This is a genomic window from Pseudomonas sp. RIT-PI-a (genome assembly GCF_001187875.1).
GTDB classification, from domain to species: Bacteria; Pseudomonadota; Gammaproteobacteria; order Pseudomonadales; family Pseudomonadaceae; genus Aquipseudomonas; species Aquipseudomonas coleopterorum.
This window is the reverse complement of the sequence record NZ_LGIR01000013.1, coordinates 103,151-118,121: the sequence shown is the minus strand read 5'-3', so window position 1 is coordinate 118,121 and position 14,971 is coordinate 103,151. Positions and strand designations below refer to the sequence as shown.

At 63.1% G+C, this 14,971-nt stretch carries 20 protein-coding genes; 10 read left to right on the top strand and 10 right to left on the bottom strand.

Translation table 11 applies throughout. The features are described from left to right. Positions 1 to 59: 59 nt before the first annotated feature. On the bottom strand, positions 60 to 320 hold the full coding sequence (locus AC788_RS09045) for an accessory factor UbiK family protein (RefSeq protein ID WP_049860331.1): 261 nt from the start codon (positions 318 to 320) through the stop codon (positions 60 to 62). Positions 321 to 734: 414 nt separating this feature from the next. On the opposite strand from AC788_RS09045, the gene glnK reads away from it, so the two are divergent. From glnK to sutA, 4 genes are all read left to right on the top strand, one after another. After that, positions 735 to 1,073 (top strand): P-II family nitrogen regulator, encoded by a 339-nt coding sequence (gene glnK / locus AC788_RS09040; RefSeq protein WP_002555808.1) that lies wholly within the window; start codon positions 735 to 737, stop codon positions 1,071 to 1,073. 40 nt (positions 1,074 to 1,113) lie between these two features. Beyond that, positions 1,114 to 2,448, top strand: coding sequence for an ammonium transporter (locus AC788_RS09035; protein ID WP_049860330.1), 1,335 nt, complete (start codon positions 1,114 to 1,116; stop codon positions 2,446 to 2,448). 201 nt (positions 2,449 to 2,649) lie between these two features. Beyond that, entirely contained in the window at positions 2,650 to 3,075 is a 426-nt protein-coding gene (locus AC788_RS09030) for a secondary thiamine-phosphate synthase enzyme YjbQ (RefSeq protein ID WP_049860329.1), read from the top strand. 99 nt (positions 3,076 to 3,174) lie between these two features. Then, a complete protein-coding gene (sutA, locus tag AC788_RS09025; RefSeq protein ID WP_043192223.1) occupies positions 3,175 to 3,498 on the top strand; it encodes a transcriptional regulator SutA in 324 nt (107 codons plus the stop codon). A gap of 132 nt (positions 3,499 to 3,630) precedes the next feature. Here sutA and AC788_RS09020 read toward each other — a convergent pair whose 3' ends face one another. The 6 genes from AC788_RS09020 to lptM are packed head-to-tail and all read right to left on the bottom strand — an operon-like array spanning position 3,631 to position 8,183. Beyond that, positions 3,631 to 4,326 (bottom strand): HAD family hydrolase, encoded by a 696-nt coding sequence (locus AC788_RS09020; protein WP_049860328.1) that lies wholly within the window; start codon positions 4,324 to 4,326, stop codon positions 3,631 to 3,633. Then, on the bottom strand, positions 4,323 to 5,219 hold the full coding sequence (gene xerC / locus AC788_RS09015) for a tyrosine recombinase XerC (RefSeq protein ID WP_049860327.1): 897 nt from the start codon (positions 5,217 to 5,219) through the stop codon (positions 4,323 to 4,325). The genes AC788_RS09020 and xerC overlap by 4 nt, the downstream gene beginning before the upstream one ends. 1 nt (position 5,220) lies before the next feature. Beyond that, on the bottom strand, positions 5,221 to 5,928 hold the full coding sequence (locus AC788_RS09010) for a DUF484 family protein (RefSeq protein WP_049860326.1): 708 nt from the start codon (positions 5,926 to 5,928) through the stop codon (positions 5,221 to 5,223). A 13-nt stretch (positions 5,929 to 5,941) separates the two neighbouring features. Further along, positions 5,942 to 6,772, bottom strand: coding sequence for a diaminopimelate epimerase (dapF, locus tag AC788_RS09005; RefSeq protein ID WP_049860325.1), 831 nt, complete (start codon positions 6,770 to 6,772; stop codon positions 5,942 to 5,944). A gap of 4 nt (positions 6,773 to 6,776) precedes the next feature. Then, positions 6,777 to 8,024, bottom strand: a complete 1,248-nt coding sequence (lysA, locus tag AC788_RS09000; protein WP_049860324.1) for a diaminopimelate decarboxylase — start codon at positions 8,022 to 8,024, stop codon at positions 6,777 to 6,779. A gap of 9 nt (positions 8,025 to 8,033) precedes the next feature. Continuing rightward, positions 8,034 to 8,183: an LPS translocon maturation chaperone LptM gene (lptM, locus tag AC788_RS21295; protein WP_043192229.1), complete on the bottom strand. Its 150-nt coding sequence runs from the start codon at positions 8,181 to 8,183 to the stop codon at positions 8,034 to 8,036. Between the two features lie 184 nt (positions 8,184 to 8,367). On the opposite strand from lptM, the gene cyaY reads away from it, so the two are divergent. Together cyaY and AC788_RS08990 are read left to right on the top strand one after the other, a co-directional pair. Then, the gene (cyaY, locus tag AC788_RS08995; RefSeq protein ID WP_049860323.1) at positions 8,368 to 8,694 is read left to right on the top strand and encodes an iron donor protein CyaY; all 327 of its coding nucleotides are present in this window, start codon (positions 8,368 to 8,370) and stop codon (positions 8,692 to 8,694) included. Further along, positions 8,694 to 8,936 (top strand): DUF1289 domain-containing protein, encoded by a 243-nt coding sequence (locus AC788_RS08990; RefSeq protein ID WP_049860322.1) that lies wholly within the window; start codon positions 8,694 to 8,696, stop codon positions 8,934 to 8,936. The genes cyaY and AC788_RS08990 overlap by 1 nt, the downstream gene beginning before the upstream one ends. Positions 8,937 to 8,948: 12 nt before the next feature. Here the strand turns inward: AC788_RS08990 and AC788_RS08985 are convergent, their stop codons facing one another. The 3 genes from AC788_RS08985 to argH form a co-directional block, all read right to left on the bottom strand. After that, a complete protein-coding gene (locus AC788_RS08985; RefSeq protein WP_049860321.1) occupies positions 8,949 to 9,197 on the bottom strand; it encodes a TIGR02647 family protein in 249 nt (82 codons plus the stop codon). 126 nt (positions 9,198 to 9,323) lie between these two features. Beyond that, on the bottom strand, positions 9,324 to 9,602 hold the full coding sequence (locus AC788_RS08980; protein WP_049860320.1) for a hypothetical protein: 279 nt from the start codon (positions 9,600 to 9,602) through the stop codon (positions 9,324 to 9,326). A 149-nt stretch (positions 9,603 to 9,751) separates the two neighbouring features. Beyond that, entirely contained in the window at positions 9,752 to 11,146 is a 1,395-nt protein-coding gene (gene argH, locus AC788_RS08975) for an argininosuccinate lyase (RefSeq protein ID WP_049860319.1), read from the bottom strand. A 223-nt stretch (positions 11,147 to 11,369) separates the two neighbouring features. Between argH and AC788_RS08970 the strand changes: the two genes are divergently transcribed. From AC788_RS08970 to AC788_RS08955, 4 genes are all read left to right on the top strand, one after another. Beyond that, the gene (locus AC788_RS08970) at positions 11,370 to 12,437 is read left to right on the top strand and encodes a sensor histidine kinase (RefSeq protein WP_049860318.1); all 1,068 of its coding nucleotides are present in this window, start codon (positions 11,370 to 11,372) and stop codon (positions 12,435 to 12,437) included. Next, positions 12,434 to 13,180, top strand: a complete 747-nt coding sequence (locus AC788_RS08965) for a LytR/AlgR family response regulator transcription factor (RefSeq protein WP_049860317.1) — start codon at positions 12,434 to 12,436, stop codon at positions 13,178 to 13,180. Before AC788_RS08970 ends, AC788_RS08965 begins: the two co-directional genes overlap by 4 nt. Before the next feature lie 91 nt (positions 13,181 to 13,271). Continuing rightward, positions 13,272 to 14,213 (top strand): hydroxymethylbilane synthase, encoded by a 942-nt coding sequence (gene hemC / locus AC788_RS08960; RefSeq protein ID WP_049860316.1) that lies wholly within the window; start codon positions 13,272 to 13,274, stop codon positions 14,211 to 14,213. Beyond that, entirely contained in the window at positions 14,210 to 14,968 is a 759-nt protein-coding gene (locus tag AC788_RS08955; protein ID WP_049860315.1) for a uroporphyrinogen-III synthase, read from the top strand. Before hemC ends, AC788_RS08955 begins: the two co-directional genes overlap by 4 nt. Positions 14,969 to 14,971 lie beyond the last annotated feature (3 nt).

Below are 14,971 nucleotides of genomic sequence, written 5' to 3'. Positions count from 1 at the left end.
AATGCCTGGGAGTGACGCAAAGCGGTGCAGTCGCCCCAGCGACGTGCTGCACCTTGATGTCAGTCGGCCTTGGGCGCGGCCTTGGCTTCCATCTCGGCTACTTTGGCTTCCAGGCTCTCCAACCGCGCACGGGTACGCGCCAGGACGACCATCTGGCTATCGAATTCTTCGCGACTGACCAGGTCCAGCTTGCTGAAACCGGACTGCAGCAAGGCCTTGAACTGGCTTTCGAGTTCGGCGCGCGGCTGCGCGGTATCGCCGCTGAACAGGCGGGATGCGTGGTCGCTCAGGGCGTCGAGAAAAGCTTTGGGCGCAAGCATGGAAAATATCCTGAGGCAGAGTGGGTTGCAGTGTATCACGCAGCCCCATGCTGAAAAGCAGGCCGGCTGCGCACGGTTTTCGAGCACGAGCGTGCCCATGGCTGCACCCTTGTTGTGCACCTGCTGGCGCGACCTGCTCGCGCAGTCGCACAAAAGCCGGGCAGGGCGGCGAAATCACGCGGTTTGCGCGACATGGCAAGCTTTCTGCTTAGAGCCAAGTGACCCAGGCACTGATGGACTCGCCGTGACGAGAGCAGTGCTGAGCTTCGCAGGATGTGTTTCGTCAGGAGCAGTTTATCTGGTGTCGGTCCGGGGCTGCGGGGTCGACGATGCGTTACAAAGCCAGGCACTGCGCTTAGACTTGATCCGGGTTTGTTTTCCTGGGGCAAGTCCACCAATTCGGGAGAGAGTTTCATGAAGCTAGTCACTGCCATCATTAAGCCATTCAAGCTGGACGACGTCCGCGAGTCGTTGTCGGAAATCGGCGTGCAGGGCATCACCGTAACCGAAGTCAAGGGTTTCGGTCGGCAGAAAGGCCACACCGAGCTGTATCGCGGCGCGGAGTACGTGGTCGACTTCCTGCCCAAGGTCAAGATCGACGTTGCCATCGACGACAAGGATCTGGATCGCGTCATCGAAGCCATCACCAAGGCCGCCAACACCGGCAAGATCGGCGACGGCAAGATTTTCGTGGTCAATCTGGAACAGGCGATTCGCATCCGTACCGGCGAAACCGATACCGACGCAATCTAAAAAAAAGCCGACACAACCCAACGCCCCAGGAGTAAACAATATGACTCTGCGTCAATTCGCAGGGCTAGGAGCCCTGTTGTCCCTCGCAATGCCTGGCCTTGCCTTGGCGGACGAGGCGGCAGCCCCCGTTCTCAACTCCGGCGATACCGCCTGGATGTTGACCTCGACCGCCCTCGTGCTGTTCATGACCATTCCTGGCCTGGCGTTGTTCTACGGCGGCATGGTGCGCTCCAAGAACGTGCTCTCGGTGATGATGCAGTGTTTTGCCATCACCGGCCTGATCAGCATTCTGTGGATGGTCTACGGCTACAGCCTGGCCTTCGACACGACTGGCATGGAACAAGGCGTCGTCAACTTCAATTCCTTCGTCGGCGGCCTGTCCAAGGCGTTCCTCAGCGGCGTCACCCCGAGCAGCATCACCGGCCCGGCGGCGCTGTTCCCCGAAGCGGTGTTCATCACCTTCCAGATGACCTTCGCCATCATCACCCCGGCGCTGATCGTCGGTGCCTTCGCCGAGCGCATGAAGTTCTCCGCGATGCTGATCTTCATGGCCATCTGGTTCACCCTGGTCTATGCACCGATCGCGCACATGGTCTGGTCCGGCAACGGCGGCCTGATGTGGGATTGGGGCGTGCTGGACTTCGCCGGCGGCACCGTGGTGCACATCAACGCCGGTGTGGCGGGTCTGGTTGCCTGCATCGTGCTGGGCAAGCGCAAGGGCTACCCAACCACGCCGATGGCGCCGCATAACCTGGGCTACACCCTGATCGGCGCAGCCATGCTGTGGGTCGGCTGGTTCGGCTTCAACGCCGGTTCCGCCGCTGCCGCCAACGGCACCGCCGGCATGGCGATGCTGGTGACCCAGATCGCAACCGCCGCCGCTGCACTGGGCTGGATGTTCGCCGAGTGGCTGACCCACGGCAAGCCAAGCGCGCTGGGTATCGCTTCGGGCGTGGTCGCTGGCCTGGTTGCCATCACCCCGGCTGCCGGCACCGTTGGCCCGATGGGCGCCCTGGTGATCGGTCTGGCGGCAGGTGTCATCTGCTTCCTCTGCGCCACCACGCTCAAGCGCAAGATGGGCTACGACGACTCCCTGGACGCCTTCGGTGTACACGGTATCGGTGGCATCGTCGGTGCCATCCTGACCGGCGTGTTCGCCGCTCCCGCACTGGGTGGTTTCGGCACCGTCGAAGACATCGGCGCGCAGGTCTGGATCCAGCTCAAGGGTGTCGGTTTCACCGTGGTCTACACCGCGATCGTCACCTACGTCATCCTCAAGGTTCTGGATGCAGTGATGGGTCTGCGAGTCAACGAGGAAGAAGAGGCCGTGGGCCTTGACCTCGCGCAACACAACGAACGCGGCTACAACTTGTAACCGTTCGGAAAAAAATGCCCGGCTTGCCGGGCATTTTTTTGCCTGCGATTTGTCATCTGCTTCAGTCCCTGCGGGTTTGCCGCGGGGGCGGCCCTTTGCCGTAGCGATCGAGGACGGCGGCTCACTGCAAAACAGTCACGAACAGGCTCTTTGCTTTTTCCCAGAGCGCGCTAGAATGCGCCCCGAACGGACGAGAACGGTATGTGGCAGCAGACCCTCATCACCTTGCGAGCCAGGCCTCGCGGGTTTCATCTGGTGACTGACGAGTTGCTTGCACAACTGCCGCGCCTGCGCGAATGCCGCACGGGCCTGCTGCACTTGTGGCTGCAACACACCTCGGCGTCGTTGACCGTCAACGAAAACGCCGATCCGGCCGTTCGCCGGGACTTCGAGCGCTTCTTCAACCGTCTGGTGCCACAGGGCTCGGACGGTTTCGAACACAACGACGAAGGCCCCGATGACCTGCCTGCGCACTTCAAGGCCAGCTTGCTGGGCTGCCAGGTGACCGTTCCGGTCACCTCGGGAAGGCTGGCGACAGGTACCTGGCAAGGTATTTATTTGGGCGAGCATCGCGATCATGGCGGCGCGCGTCGGGTCCTTGCCACGCTGTATGGCGAGGACGCTTGACCGCTGGTTATCAGTGGATGTGAATTTTTTCCGGCAGCCGTCGACATAAGGTAAAGCTGGGCTATAAATAATCTGCTTTCGCAAGTCATGAGGTAGAACATGAGCGACGATGATCTGGAAAACGACGACCTCGAAGTAGGCGAAGAAGACGATACCGAGGAAACCCTCGAAGCCGCTGCCGAAGACGTGGCGGACGACGAAGGTGGCGACACGCCCGCACCTGCAGCCAAAGGCAAGGCCAAGGCCGCGGTGTCGGTGGATGAACTGCCGAGTATCGAAGCCAAGAACAAAGAGCGCGATGCGCTGGCGCGGGCGATGGAAGAATTTCTTTCGCGCGGCGGCAAGGTGCAGGAAGTCGAGCCCAATGTGGTGGCCGATCCACCCAAGAAGCCCGACAACAAGTACGGCAGCCGTCCTATCTGACGGTCTGTTGCGCTTGGCGCGCTGACGAAAAAGCCCGCGGTCGCTGCGGGCTTTTTTGTGGGCGTGGGGTGGTCAGTTCAGGCCTCTTCGCGGACAGAGGGCTCGCCGCCCGCCCCGCTCCCACAGCGGTGACTAGGCTAGCTGGGTTAGCAACGCGGGCAGTTCGACCAGGCTGGCCACTTCGGCGTCGGGTTTGCCTTCGGCGGTCCATGGCTTGCCCTGCGGGTTGTACCAGATGGCCTTCATGCCTGCCTTCTGCGCGCCAGCGATATCATCACCCGGATGATCGCCGATGTGCACCGATTCATGAGCGCTTGCACCGCCCAGGCGCATGGCCTCCAGAAACGGCCGTGAATCCGGCTTGCCCACACCCAAGTCTTCAGCGCACAGCGCGAAGGTGAAGAAGTCGGCCAGGCCCAGCCGGCGCACATCGGCGTTGCCATTGGTGACCACGCCCAGGGTGTAGCGCTGACAGAGGATTTCCAGGGTCGGCTGGGCCTCCGGGAAGATCTCCACCTGATGCCGGGCATGCAGGAATACCTCGAAGGCCTTGTCGGCCAACGGCTCGGCTTCGTCTTCCGGGTAGCCGGCTTCCTGCATGGCGTGCAGCAGTACGCGGCGGCGCAGCGCACTGATGCGATGCTTGAGCGAAGGATCGGCGTCGACCAGGCGTTGGCGGATCTTGAACAGGTGTTCCACCGGCACCGGTCCCAGCTTCGGCGCCTGATCGGCGAGCCAGTCACGCAGGATGGCCTCGGCGCTGACGATCACCGGGGCGGTGTCCCATAGGGTGTCGTCGAGGTCGAAGGTGATCAGCTTGATGCTCATGAGTCGCCGCCTTTGCGTTTGGCCCGTGGATGGGCACTGTCATAGACACTGGCCAGGTGCTGAAAGTCCAGGTGGGTATAGATCTGCGTGGTGGCGATGTCGGCGTGGCCGAGCATTTCCTGCACGGCGCGCAGGTCCTGGGAAGACTCCAGCAAGTGGCTGGCGAACGAGTGACGCAACATGTGCGGGTGCAGGTTCTGCCCCAGCTCGCGCTCGCCGGCGGCCTTGACCCGCACCTGGATGGCGCGCGGTCCGAGACGTCGGCCCTGCTGACTGACGAACACCGCGTCGTCGATCGGATTGCTCATCGGGCGCATGGACAGCCACTGCTCCAGGGCCGCGCGCGCTTTGCGCCCTACAGGCAGCACGCGGGTCTTGCTGCCCTTGCCATGCACTTGCACCAGCCCATCGGCGAGGTCGAGCTGGCCCAAGTCGAGACTGGTCAGCTCCGACAACCGCAGGCCCGAGGAATAGAACAGTTCGAGAATGGCCTGATCGCGGTGAGCCAGGAAGTCATCTTCCACCGCTCCTTCGAGCAGCTGCAGGGCCCGATCGGTGTCCAGCGTCTTGGGCAGGCGCCGCTCGCCTTTGGGCGGGGCCAGGCCATTGGCCGGATCATGGCTGCACAGGCCTTCGCGATTGAGGTAGCGGTACAGGCCGCGCACTGCCGAAAGCAGCCGTGCCAGGCTGCGCGACGACTGTCCCTGCTGATGCTGGCGCGCGATCAGGCGCCGTAACTGCTGGATGTCCAATACCTGCCAACTGGCCAGGCCTTCCTTCTCGCAGAACTCGACGACTTTCGTCAGGTCGCGTCGATAGGCATCCAGGGTGTGCACCGACACCTGGCGCTCACTGCGCAGGTGCGTGCAGTAGGCGTCCAGCTGTTCACGCACTTCAGCGCACCGAGCGCAAGGCGCCGGTGTAACGCGGCAATACCCGGCTGAGCACTTCGCCGATGTGGCTGAGGAACAGCGTGCCCACCGAGCTTTTGTAATGCGCAGGGTCGCGGCTGCCGATGGCCAGCACGCCGTGCAGGCCCTGGTGCAGCAACGGCACCAGCGCGGTCGAGCCGACCTGCGAGGCCTGATCGCTGCCGAACAGGAACGCCAGTTCGTGTTCGCGCAATGCGCCACTGAGCGACTTGCCCTCCGACAACAGGCCGCCGATGGCTTGCTGGGCTTCGCCGCTGGTCACGCTGCGACCCACCGGGGCAGGGATGTCGTTGAACAGGATGAGGCTGACGAACGGCACCTGGAAATCTTCGCGCAGGCTGTCCTCGACGCTGATCACCAACTCATCCAGGGACGTGGCATCGAGCATGGCCAGAATCAGTCGTCGAGTCTTCTCGAACAGGCGGTCATTGTCGCGGGCAACTTCCATCAGGTGCGAAAGACGCTGGCGCATCTCGCCGTTGCGCTCGCGCAGCAGGGTCATCTGCCGCTCCACCAGCGACACCGTGTCACCGCGTTGGTGGGGCAGGCGCAGTTGGGTCAGCAGTTCTTCATGCTGCTCGAAGAAGGCCGGGTTGGCGGCGAGAAACTCGGCCACGGCCGAAGCCTCCAGGAGCTCCGCAGGCGCGGGTACTTGAGGCTGATCGGTCATTGGCTGTACTCGCTCATAAACGCACTTGTCCTTCGAAGACCCGCACCGCAGGGCCGGTCATGATCACCGAATGGCCTGGTCCGGCCCATTCGATGGACAGGCGGCCGCCCGGCAGATCGAGCAGCAGCGGGGAGTCCATCCAGCCCTGGCTGATGGCCGCGACTGCAGCGGCGCACGCGCCGGTACCACAGGCCTGGGTTTCACCGGCGCCACGCTCCCAGACACGGAGCTGGGCGCGGGTGCGATCGACGACGTGCAGAAAGCCCACGTTCACCCGTGCCGGAAAGCGCGGATGATGTTCGATCTTCGGCCCCAGCGTATGCACCGGTGCGTTGTTGATGTCGTCCACGCGCAGCACCGCATGGGGGTTGCCCATGGACAGCGCCGCGATCTCGACGCTCTGGCCATCGACCGACAGCGCATAGCTGTGCGCCTGGACGTCAGCCTGGAACGGGATATCGGCCGGCAGCATGCGCGGCGGACCCATGTCGACACTGATCTGGCCATCGCTGCGAACGTCCAGGGTGATGATGCCGCCCTTGGTTTCCACGCGGATGGTCTTCTTGGCCGTCAGGCGCTTGTCCAGCACGAAGCGGGCGAAGCAGCGCGCGCCGTTGCCGCACTGTTCCACTTCGGAGCCGTCGGAATTGAAGATGCGGTAGCGGAAGTCGACGTCCGGATTGCTCGGTGCTTCGACCAGCAGCAGTTGATCGAAGCCGATGCCGGTATGGCGATCGCCCCATTGCTTGGCATGCTTGGGCAGGATGTGGGCATGCTGGCTGACCAGGTCCAGCACCATGAAGTCGTTGCCCAGGCCATGCATCTTGGTAAAACGCAGTAGCATGGGATTACTCCGGCAACAGGCTTTCGCCGGCGAAAAGCTCAGCCACGGTTTCGCGGCGGCGGACTTCGAACGCCTGGTCGCCATCGACCAGCACCTCGGCACAACGACCGCGCGTGTTGTAGTTCGAGCTCATGACGAAACCGTACGCGCCGGCCGAATGCACTGCCAGCAAGTCGCCTTCGGCCAGCACCAGTTCACGGTCCTTGGCCAGGAAGTCACCGGTTTCGCAGATCGGCCCGACGATGTCGTAGGCGCGCGCCTGACCTTCACGCGGCTTGACCGGGGTGACGTTCATCCACGCCTGGTACAGGGCCGGGCGGATCAGGTCGTTCATGGCCGCATCGACGATGGCGAAATCCTTGTGCTCGGTGTGCTTGAGGTATTCGATCTGGGTCAACAGCACCCCGGCATTGGCCACGATGAAACGTCCCGGCTCGAACACCAGGGTCAGCTCGCGGCCGTCCAGGCGCTCGCGCACGGCCTTGATGTAGTCGGCCACCAGTGGCGGCTGTTCTTCGCTGTAGCGCACGCCCAGGCCACCGCCCAGGTCGATGTGGCGCAGGTAAATGCCGCAATCGCCCAGGCGATCGACCAGATCGAGCAGACGGTCCAGTGCGTCGAGAAACGGCGCCAGGGTGGTCAGCTGCGAGCCGATGTGGCAGTCCACGCCCACCACGTCGAGGTTGGGCAGTTGCGCGGCACGCACATAGACGTCTTCGGCAGCCGCGATGTCGATGCCGAACTTGTTCTCTTTCAGACCGGTGGAAATGTACGGATGGGTGCCCGCGTCGACATCCGGATTGACCCGCAGCGACACTGGAGCCCGCACGCCCAGCTCGGCGGCCACTTCCTGCAGGCGCTCCAGTTCGTCAGTGGATTCGACGTTGAAGCAATGCACGCCCACTTCCAGGGCGCGGCGCATGTCGGCGCGGGTCTTGCCGACGCCGGAAAACACCACGCGATCGGCGCGCCCGCCAGCGGCCAGCACGCGCTCCAGTTCGCCGCCCGAAACGATGTCGAAACCGGCGCCCAGACGCGCCAGGACATTGAGCACGGCCAGGTTGGAGTTGGCCTTCACGGCGAAGCAGACCAGCGAGGAGGTGCCCTGCAGGGCATCGGCGTAGGCGTTGTACTGCGCCTCGATGTGGGCGCGCGAGTAGACGTACGTCGGCGTGCCGAAGCGCTGGGCCACGGCAGACAGCGCTACGCCTTCGGCGAACAGTTCACCGTCGCGGCGTTGAAAAGCGTCCATGGTGTTCCCTTAGTAATGCTTGTGCGGTTGCGACGACTTGGCTTGGTCTTCGGGGGATTTGCTGTCATCGGGCAAGTACAGCGGGCCCTTTTGACCGCAGGCGGACACCAGGCAGGCAACGGCGACGAGCGCGGCCAGGGAAGAGATCAGGCGCTTCATGGCGAAATCCTTTGTATAAGCAGTAATTGCGCCCGAGTATACCCAGCGCCCGGCATGGTGGCTATGCAGGTGGCCTGCCAGCAGTGCCATCGATCCAGACGGGTGCATTATGCTTTGCATAAACCGCTGGCTGCTCGTATCTTGCCGCCCGTAGCGCGCACAGACACTTTCCGAGGTTCCTGCAATGAGTTTGACCGAAGCCCGTTTCCACGACCTGGTCGATGCCACCCAGCAGGCGCTGGAGGAGTTGCTCGAAGACCACGCCGACGACATCGAGATTTCCGCCGGCATGATGACCATCAAGTTCGACAACGGCAGCCAGCTGATCATCAGCCGCCAGGAGCCCCTGCGCCAGCTGTGGCTGGCCGCACGCTCCGGTGGCTATCACTTCGACTACGACGAAGAGTCGGGCCAGTGGAGCTGCGAGAAATCCGAGGAGCTGCTGGGCGAAGTATTGGCCCGGGCCGTCAAGGAGCAAGCCGGCGTCGAGCTGGACTTCGAAGAGATCTGATGATTGTGAGCCAGCCTGCACGCGCGCCTAAGCCTCTCTACAGCAATGTCAGCCCCTCGGTACAGTCACCCTGCGTGAGCTTGTGCCGACTGGACGAAGAGCGGGTCTGTCAGGGGTGTTTCCGCCACGTCGAGGACATCAGGGCCTGGCGCTCGGCCGATGACGACACTCGGCGCGAAATCATCGCGGCTGCCGAGCAGCGCCGGTTGCAGGCGCTGGCGGCGCCTGCGGACGATCGATAAAGCCTCTGCCGCTCAGGCAGGTTCGGCCACCGTCAGGATGGTCAGCAACGACTGCGCGTGCTCGGCCGCTTCATGGCCCAGGCTGGTCAGGTAGCCGCCGTCAGGCTTGGTGATCAGTTCCTTGTCATGCAGGCGAGTGGCGGCAGCAATGGCCGCGGGCGACGCGGTGTGGTGGATTTTCAGACCTTCCATGGTGTTGCCGAGGTTGAACAGGGCAAGGATTTCCAGCTCGGCAACCAGTTCCGGGGTATAGGACGACATAGGCGCTCCCGACTTTCTTATGGAATGAACGACAGCGCCGAATGGCGCTGTGCGCTGTACCCCTGATGCGGTGGCAGCGGGGTTTTTCCAGTGTAGTCAGCCCTGGGCGAACGCGCCTGTGCGGCGTCAGACTTTTTCCGGTGGCAGCTCGGGCAGGGCGCGCAGGGCGGCTTCGTACCAGGCGGTGTCGAAGGGCCGGTCCTGCTCCAGGATGGCGTCGATCTCGATCGCCAACACATGAGCCATCATGTTGAGGATGTCCTCGCGCTCGTAACCGACCAGCGTCAGCTTGTTGAACGTGGCCTTGGCAGCCGGCGGGTTGTCGCTTTCGATCTGGTTCTCGATGGCCTGGGTGAGGGTGGCCTCGGCGAACGCTTCGTCTTCGTCTATCAGGTTGTCGCTCATGGCATGTTCTCGATGGGGTCAATGTCGGATTCTGTGGGGCGCCCTTCGCGGGCAGAGACCCGCTCCCACAGGATGTTCAACACCTACTGCGGGAGCGGGGCGGGCGGCGAGCCCTCTGCCCGCGAAGAGGCCGGACCTGCCAGGCGCACTTAGCGAGCCGCCAGCAATTCCCGGCCACGAGCGACGGCTGCACGTACCTGAGCCGGCGCGGTGCCGCCGATGTGATCGCGGGCGTTGACCGAGCCTTCCAAGGTCAATACCTCGAACACATCCGCTTCGATCTGATCGCTGAACTGGCGCAACTCTTCCAGGCTCATTTCCGCCAGGTCCTTGCCGGTGTCCACACCATGCTTCACCGCATGCCCGACGATCTCGTGGCAATCGCGGAACGGCAGGCCACGGCGCACCAGGTAATCGGCCAGATCGGTGGCCGTGGAGAAGCCACGCAGCGCGGCTTCGCGCATCATGGCGTGCTTGGGCTTGATTGCCGGGATCATGTCGGCAAAGGCCCGCAGTGAGTCGCGCAGGGTATCGGCGGCGTCGAACAAGGGCTCCTTGTCTTCCTGATTGTCCTTGTTGTAGGCCAACGGCTGACCCTTCATCAAGGTCAGCAGGCCCATCAACGAACCGAACACCCGGCCACTCTTGCCACGCACCAGTTCCGGCACATCGGGGTTCTTCTTCTGCGGCATGATCGAGCTGCCGGTGCAGAAACGGTCGGGCAGGTCGATGAACTGGAACTGCGCGCTGGTCCACAGCACCAGCTCTTCGGAAAACCGCGACAGGTGCATCATGGCGATGCTCGCCGCAGCGCAGAATTCGATGGCGAAATCACGGTCCGACACGCCGTCCAGCGAGTTGCCACCGACGCCTTCGAAGCCCAGCAACTGGCAAGTCAGTTCGCGGTCGATCGGGTAGGTGGTGCCGGCTAGCGCAGCGCTGCCCAGGGGCATGCGGTTGGTGCGCTTGCGGCAGTCGACCAGGCGCTCATGGTCGCGGCTGAGCATTTCGAACCAGGCCAGCAGGTGATGCCCGAAGGTCACCGGCTGGGCCGTCTGCAGGTGGGTGAAGCCCGGCATGATGGTGTCGGCTTCGCGCTCGGCCTGCTGCAGCAGGCCTTGCTGCAGGCGGGGGGTTTCGCCCAGGATCAGGTCGATTTCGTCACGCAGCCACAGGCGAATGTCGGTGGCGACCTGGTCGTTGCGGCTGCGCCCGGTGTGCAGTTTCTTGCCGGTCACGCCGATGCGATCGGTCAGGCGCGCCTCGATGTTCATGTGCACGTCTTCGAGGTCCACGCGCCAGTCGAACTGGCCAGCCTCGATTTCCTGCTCGATGGTGCGCAGGCCGTCGACGATGGTGTCGCGCTCCGCGTCAGTGAGCACGCCGACCTTGGCCAGCATGGTGGCGTGGGCGATCGAGCCCATGATGTCATGGCGGTAGAGGCGCTGGTCGAAGTCGACCGATGCGGTGAAGCGGGCGACGAAGGCGTCGACGGGTTCACTGAAGCGGCCGCCCCAGGACTGGTTGGTCTTGTCAGTGCTCATGAATAGGCTCGTGCAAGGCGTGAACGGGAAATTGCCGCGATAATAACAAATGCGGCCTGGGTCTGTTGGCGGCATAGTGCAGATGTCTATTGTCTGCATTCACCCCTTCGCGGGCAGCCCTCGCTCCCACAAGTGATCACGTTGACCTGTGGGAGCGGGGCGGGCGGCGAGCCCTCTGCCCGCGAAGAGGCCCGCAACACACCACAGCAGCCAGGAACCGTACATGTTCAGCAAGCCGTCGAACCCTCCCGAGCCGGACTTTTTCCTGCCCGAGCTCTGCCTGCCCCAGGCCTTGCTGATGCTGATCGTACTAGCGCAGTTGCTGGTGTTCGTGCTGGTGCTGGCCGAGCCCATGAATCCGGGCTTCAACTGGGTGCGCCTGGCGCTGACGTCGCTGTTCGTGCAGTGGATCGTCCTGCTCTCGGCGGGCCTGCTCTGTACCCTGCGCCCCTGGCTGGCGCGGCTGCGCCCAGGCATGGCAGGTAGCCTGTGCTGCGCATTGGTGGTGGGGCTGACCCTGACAGGCACAGCGGTGATCGACTATTTCCAGTTGGGCGGGCTCGACACGCCGACCGTGGAGGTCAACCGATACCTGCGTCATGCCCTCATCGGGCTGATCATGTCGGCACTGCTGCTGCGTTACTTCTACTTGCAGAGCCAGTGGCGGCGCCAGCAGCAGGCTGAACTGCAGTCGCGCATCCAGGCCTTGCAGGCGCGCATTCGTCCGCACTTCCTGTTCAACAGCCTGAACAGCATCGCCAGCCTGGTGGTCAGCGATCCGGTGAAGGCCGAGCAGGCGGTGCTCAACCTGTCCGACCTGTTCCGCGCCAGTCTCGCCCAGCCCAACAGCCTGGTCATGTGGCGGGACGAAGTTGAATTGGCCAAACGTTATTTATCGATTGAGCAATATCGTCTCGGTGAGCGTCTACAGTTGCACTGGAGGATCGAAACAATCCCGGATGATCTGCCGATCCCTCAACTAACCTTGCAACCATTGTTGGAAAATGCGCTGGTACATGGCATCGCCCCTTTGATTTCGGGTGGGGTGGTCAGCGTGGAGGCCGACTATAAAGGGGGAGAGTTCATATTGACCATCAGCAATCCCTACCAAGAAGCCGCCGCGGGGCACGCCTCGGGCGGAACCCAGCAGGCACTGGCGAACATTGGCGCTCGACTTGCGGCACTTTTCGGTCCGCGCGCAAGTCTTAGCGTGAATCGCCGTGACGGTCGTCACTTCACTTGTCTACGTTATCCATGTGCGAGACTCACGCAGGAATCCAGCGCTATATGAATGTCCTGATCGTTGATGACGAACCCCTTGCCCGCGAGCGCCTGAGCCGATTGGTTGGCGAGCTCGAGGGCTATCATGTGCTCGAACCCGGTGCCAGCAATGGTGAAGAAGCCCTGAGCATGATCGAGGCGCAGAAGCCCGATGTGGTCTTGCTCGACATTCGCATGCCGGGCCTGGACGGGCTGCAAGTCGCCGCCAAGCTGTGCGAGCGCGACACGCCTCCAGCGGTGGTGTTCTGCACCGCCCATGACGAGTTCGCCCTGGACGCATTCCAGGTCAGCGCCGTGGGTTATCTGGTCAAGCCGGTGCGCTCCGAACACTTGCTCGAAGCACTGAAAAAGGCTGAAAAGCCCAACCGTGTGCAGTTGGCTGCACTGACTCGTCCTGCTGCCGAGGCCGGTACCGGTCCGCGCAGCCACATCAGTGCGCGAACCCGTAAAGGCATCGAGCTGATTCCACTGGACCAGGTGATCTACTTCATCGCCGACCACAAGTACGTGACCCTGCGCCACGAGGGCGGCGAAGTGCTGCTCGACGAGCCGCTCAAGGCACTGGAAGACGAGTTCGGCGATCGTTTCGTGCGCATTCACCGCAATGCTTTGGTGGCCCGCGAGCGCATCGAGCGCCTGCAACGCACACCGTTGGGCCACTTTCAGCTCTACCTGAAAGGCCTCAACGGTGACGCGCTGATCGTCAGCAGACGCCATGTCGCCGGTGTGCGCAAGATGATGCAGCACCTCTAGGGCTCCAGTGGCCGCGCCCAGTCTGGCTGACTGGGCGCGGCCTGCCGCACAGCTGGTATCATCGTCCGCTAATCTTCATACGGATCGATTCATGCCCATTCGCGAAATCCGCATCGCCACCCGTAAAAGTGCCCTTGCCCTATGGCAGGCCGAGTACGTCAAGGCTCGACTGGAGCAGGCCCATCCCGGTCTTCAGGTCAGTCTGGTCCCGATGGTCAGTCGCGGCGACAAGCTGCTCGATTCGCCATTGTCGAAGATCGGCGGCAAGGGGCTGTTCGTCAAAGAACTGGAAACCGCCTTGCTTGAAGGCACGGCAGACATCGCTGTGCATTCGATGAAAGACGTGCCGATGGACTTTCCCAAAGGGCTGGGTCTGTACTGCATCTGCGAACGGGAAGACCCTCGCGATGCCTTCGTTTCCAATGCCTGGGACAGCCTGGAAGCGTTGCCGCCCGGCAGTGTCGTCGGCACTTCCAGCCTGCGTCGTCAAACCCAACTGCTGGCGCGCCGCCCCGACTTGCAGATCCGCTTCCTGCGGGGCAACGTCAACACCCGGTTGGTCAAACTCGATGCCGGTGAATACGATGCGATCATCCTCGCCGCCGCCGGCCTGATCCGCTTAGGCTTCGAAAATCGCATCACCACCAGCATCAGCGTCGAGGATAGCCTGCCTGCAGGCGGCCAGGGCGCGGTCGGTATCGAATGCAGGACGGACGACAGCGAGATCCATGCGCTGCTGGGGCCGTTGCATCATCGCGATACCGAATTCCGCGTCAGCGCCGAGCGTGCCCTGAACAAGCACCTCAACGGTGGCTGCCAGGTGCCCATCGCCTGCTATGCGGTGCTCGAAGGCGAACAGATCTGGCTTCGCGGCCTGGTGGGCGATCCAGCCGGGCAGCGGTTGCTGCATGCCCAGGCACGGGCACCACTGGCCGATGCGCAACAGCTGGGTGTACAGGTGGCCGAGGCGTTGCTGGCGCAGGGCGCCGACGACATCCTACGTGCGGTGTACGGCGAGGCGGGTCATCCTTGACCCCTTGGCGAGTGTTGCTGACGCGGCCCACCGACGAGTGCGCGCAGCAAACTCAGGCGCTGCGCGAAGAGGGTGTGTTCGCAGCAAGCTTGCCGCTCCTGGCAATCGAGCCTCTGCCGTCGAGTGATAGCCAGCGGCAAATGCTGGCCAACCTTGGTCAATACGACGCAGTGATCGTGGTCAGTAAACCCGCCGCGCGCCTGGCACTGCAGCAAGCACCTGCCAGCCTTGGCCAGACTGCCTGGTTCAGCGTCGGCGCGGGCACGGCAGCCATTCTCGAAGAGCGCGGGCTGCACGTGACGTATCCTGAAACAGGAGACGATAGCGAAGCCCTGCTGAATCTGGCCCAATTGCGCACCGCCTTGATCAGCCCTCATCCACGTGTGCTGATCATTCGTGGCGAGGGTGGACGCGAGGCGCTGGCCGAACACTTGCGCGACCAAGGCGCAGCGGTGGAGTATCTGCAACTGTATCGACGCAGCATTCCGGTCTACCCGCCGGGTACGCTGGCGACCCGTATCGAATCGGAACGCTTGAACGCCGTGGTGGTCAGCAGTGGGCAGGGTTTTCAACACTTGCACCAGTTGGCAGGTGAGCAGTGGCCGGCGATCCGCGCCCTGCCACTGTTCGTGCCCAGCCCGCGAGTGGCGGCGCTGGCGCGTGACGCTGGCGCTTTGAATGTTGTGGATTGCCGAGGTGCCAGCACTTCGGCGTTGCTGGCGGCGCTGCACACGCAGACCGCACCCAGATCGTAAGGC

Excerpts from the sequence above, each read along its gene's own strand:
- AC788_RS09045 (WP_049860331.1), bottom strand. The coding sequence starts at position 320 with ATGCTTGCGCCCAAAGCTTTTCTCGACGCCCTGAGCGACCACGCATCC.
- glnK (WP_002555808.1), top strand. The coding sequence starts at position 735 with ATGAAGCTAGTCACTGCCATCATTAAGCCATTCAAGCTGGACGACGTC.
- AC788_RS09035 (WP_049860330.1), top strand. The coding sequence starts at position 1,114 with ATGACTCTGCGTCAATTCGCAGGGCTAGGAGCCCTGTTGTCCCTCGCA.
- AC788_RS09030 (WP_049860329.1), top strand. The coding sequence starts at position 2,650 with ATGTGGCAGCAGACCCTCATCACCTTGCGAGCCAGGCCTCGCGGGTTT.
- sutA (WP_043192223.1), top strand. The coding sequence starts at position 3,175 with ATGAGCGACGATGATCTGGAAAACGACGACCTCGAAGTAGGCGAAGAA.
- AC788_RS09020 (WP_049860328.1), bottom strand. The coding sequence starts at position 4,326 with ATGAGCATCAAGCTGATCACCTTCGACCTCGACGACACCCTATGGGAC.
- AC788_RS09010 (WP_049860326.1), bottom strand. The coding sequence starts at position 5,928 with ATGACCGATCAGCCTCAAGTACCCGCGCCTGCGGAGCTCCTGGAGGCT.
- dapF (WP_049860325.1), bottom strand. The coding sequence starts at position 6,772 with ATGCTACTGCGTTTTACCAAGATGCATGGCCTGGGCAACGACTTCATG.
- lysA (WP_049860324.1), bottom strand. The coding sequence starts at position 8,024 with ATGGACGCTTTTCAACGCCGCGACGGTGAACTGTTCGCCGAAGGCGTA.
- lptM (WP_043192229.1), bottom strand. The coding sequence starts at position 8,183 with ATGAAGCGCCTGATCTCTTCCCTGGCCGCGCTCGTCGCCGTTGCCTGC.
- cyaY (WP_049860323.1), top strand. The coding sequence starts at position 8,368 with ATGAGTTTGACCGAAGCCCGTTTCCACGACCTGGTCGATGCCACCCAG.
- AC788_RS08990 (WP_049860322.1), top strand. The coding sequence starts at position 8,694 with ATGATTGTGAGCCAGCCTGCACGCGCGCCTAAGCCTCTCTACAGCAAT.
- AC788_RS08985 (WP_049860321.1), bottom strand. The coding sequence starts at position 9,197 with ATGTCGTCCTATACCCCGGAACTGGTTGCCGAGCTGGAAATCCTTGCC.
- AC788_RS08980 (WP_049860320.1), bottom strand. The coding sequence starts at position 9,602 with ATGAGCGACAACCTGATAGACGAAGACGAAGCGTTCGCCGAGGCCACC.
- argH (WP_049860319.1), bottom strand. The coding sequence starts at position 11,146 with ATGAGCACTGACAAGACCAACCAGTCCTGGGGCGGCCGCTTCAGTGAA.
- AC788_RS08970 (WP_049860318.1), top strand. The coding sequence starts at position 11,370 with ATGTTCAGCAAGCCGTCGAACCCTCCCGAGCCGGACTTTTTCCTGCCC.
- AC788_RS08965 (WP_049860317.1), top strand. The coding sequence starts at position 12,434 with ATGAATGTCCTGATCGTTGATGACGAACCCCTTGCCCGCGAGCGCCTG.
- hemC (WP_049860316.1), top strand. The coding sequence starts at position 13,272 with ATGCCCATTCGCGAAATCCGCATCGCCACCCGTAAAAGTGCCCTTGCC.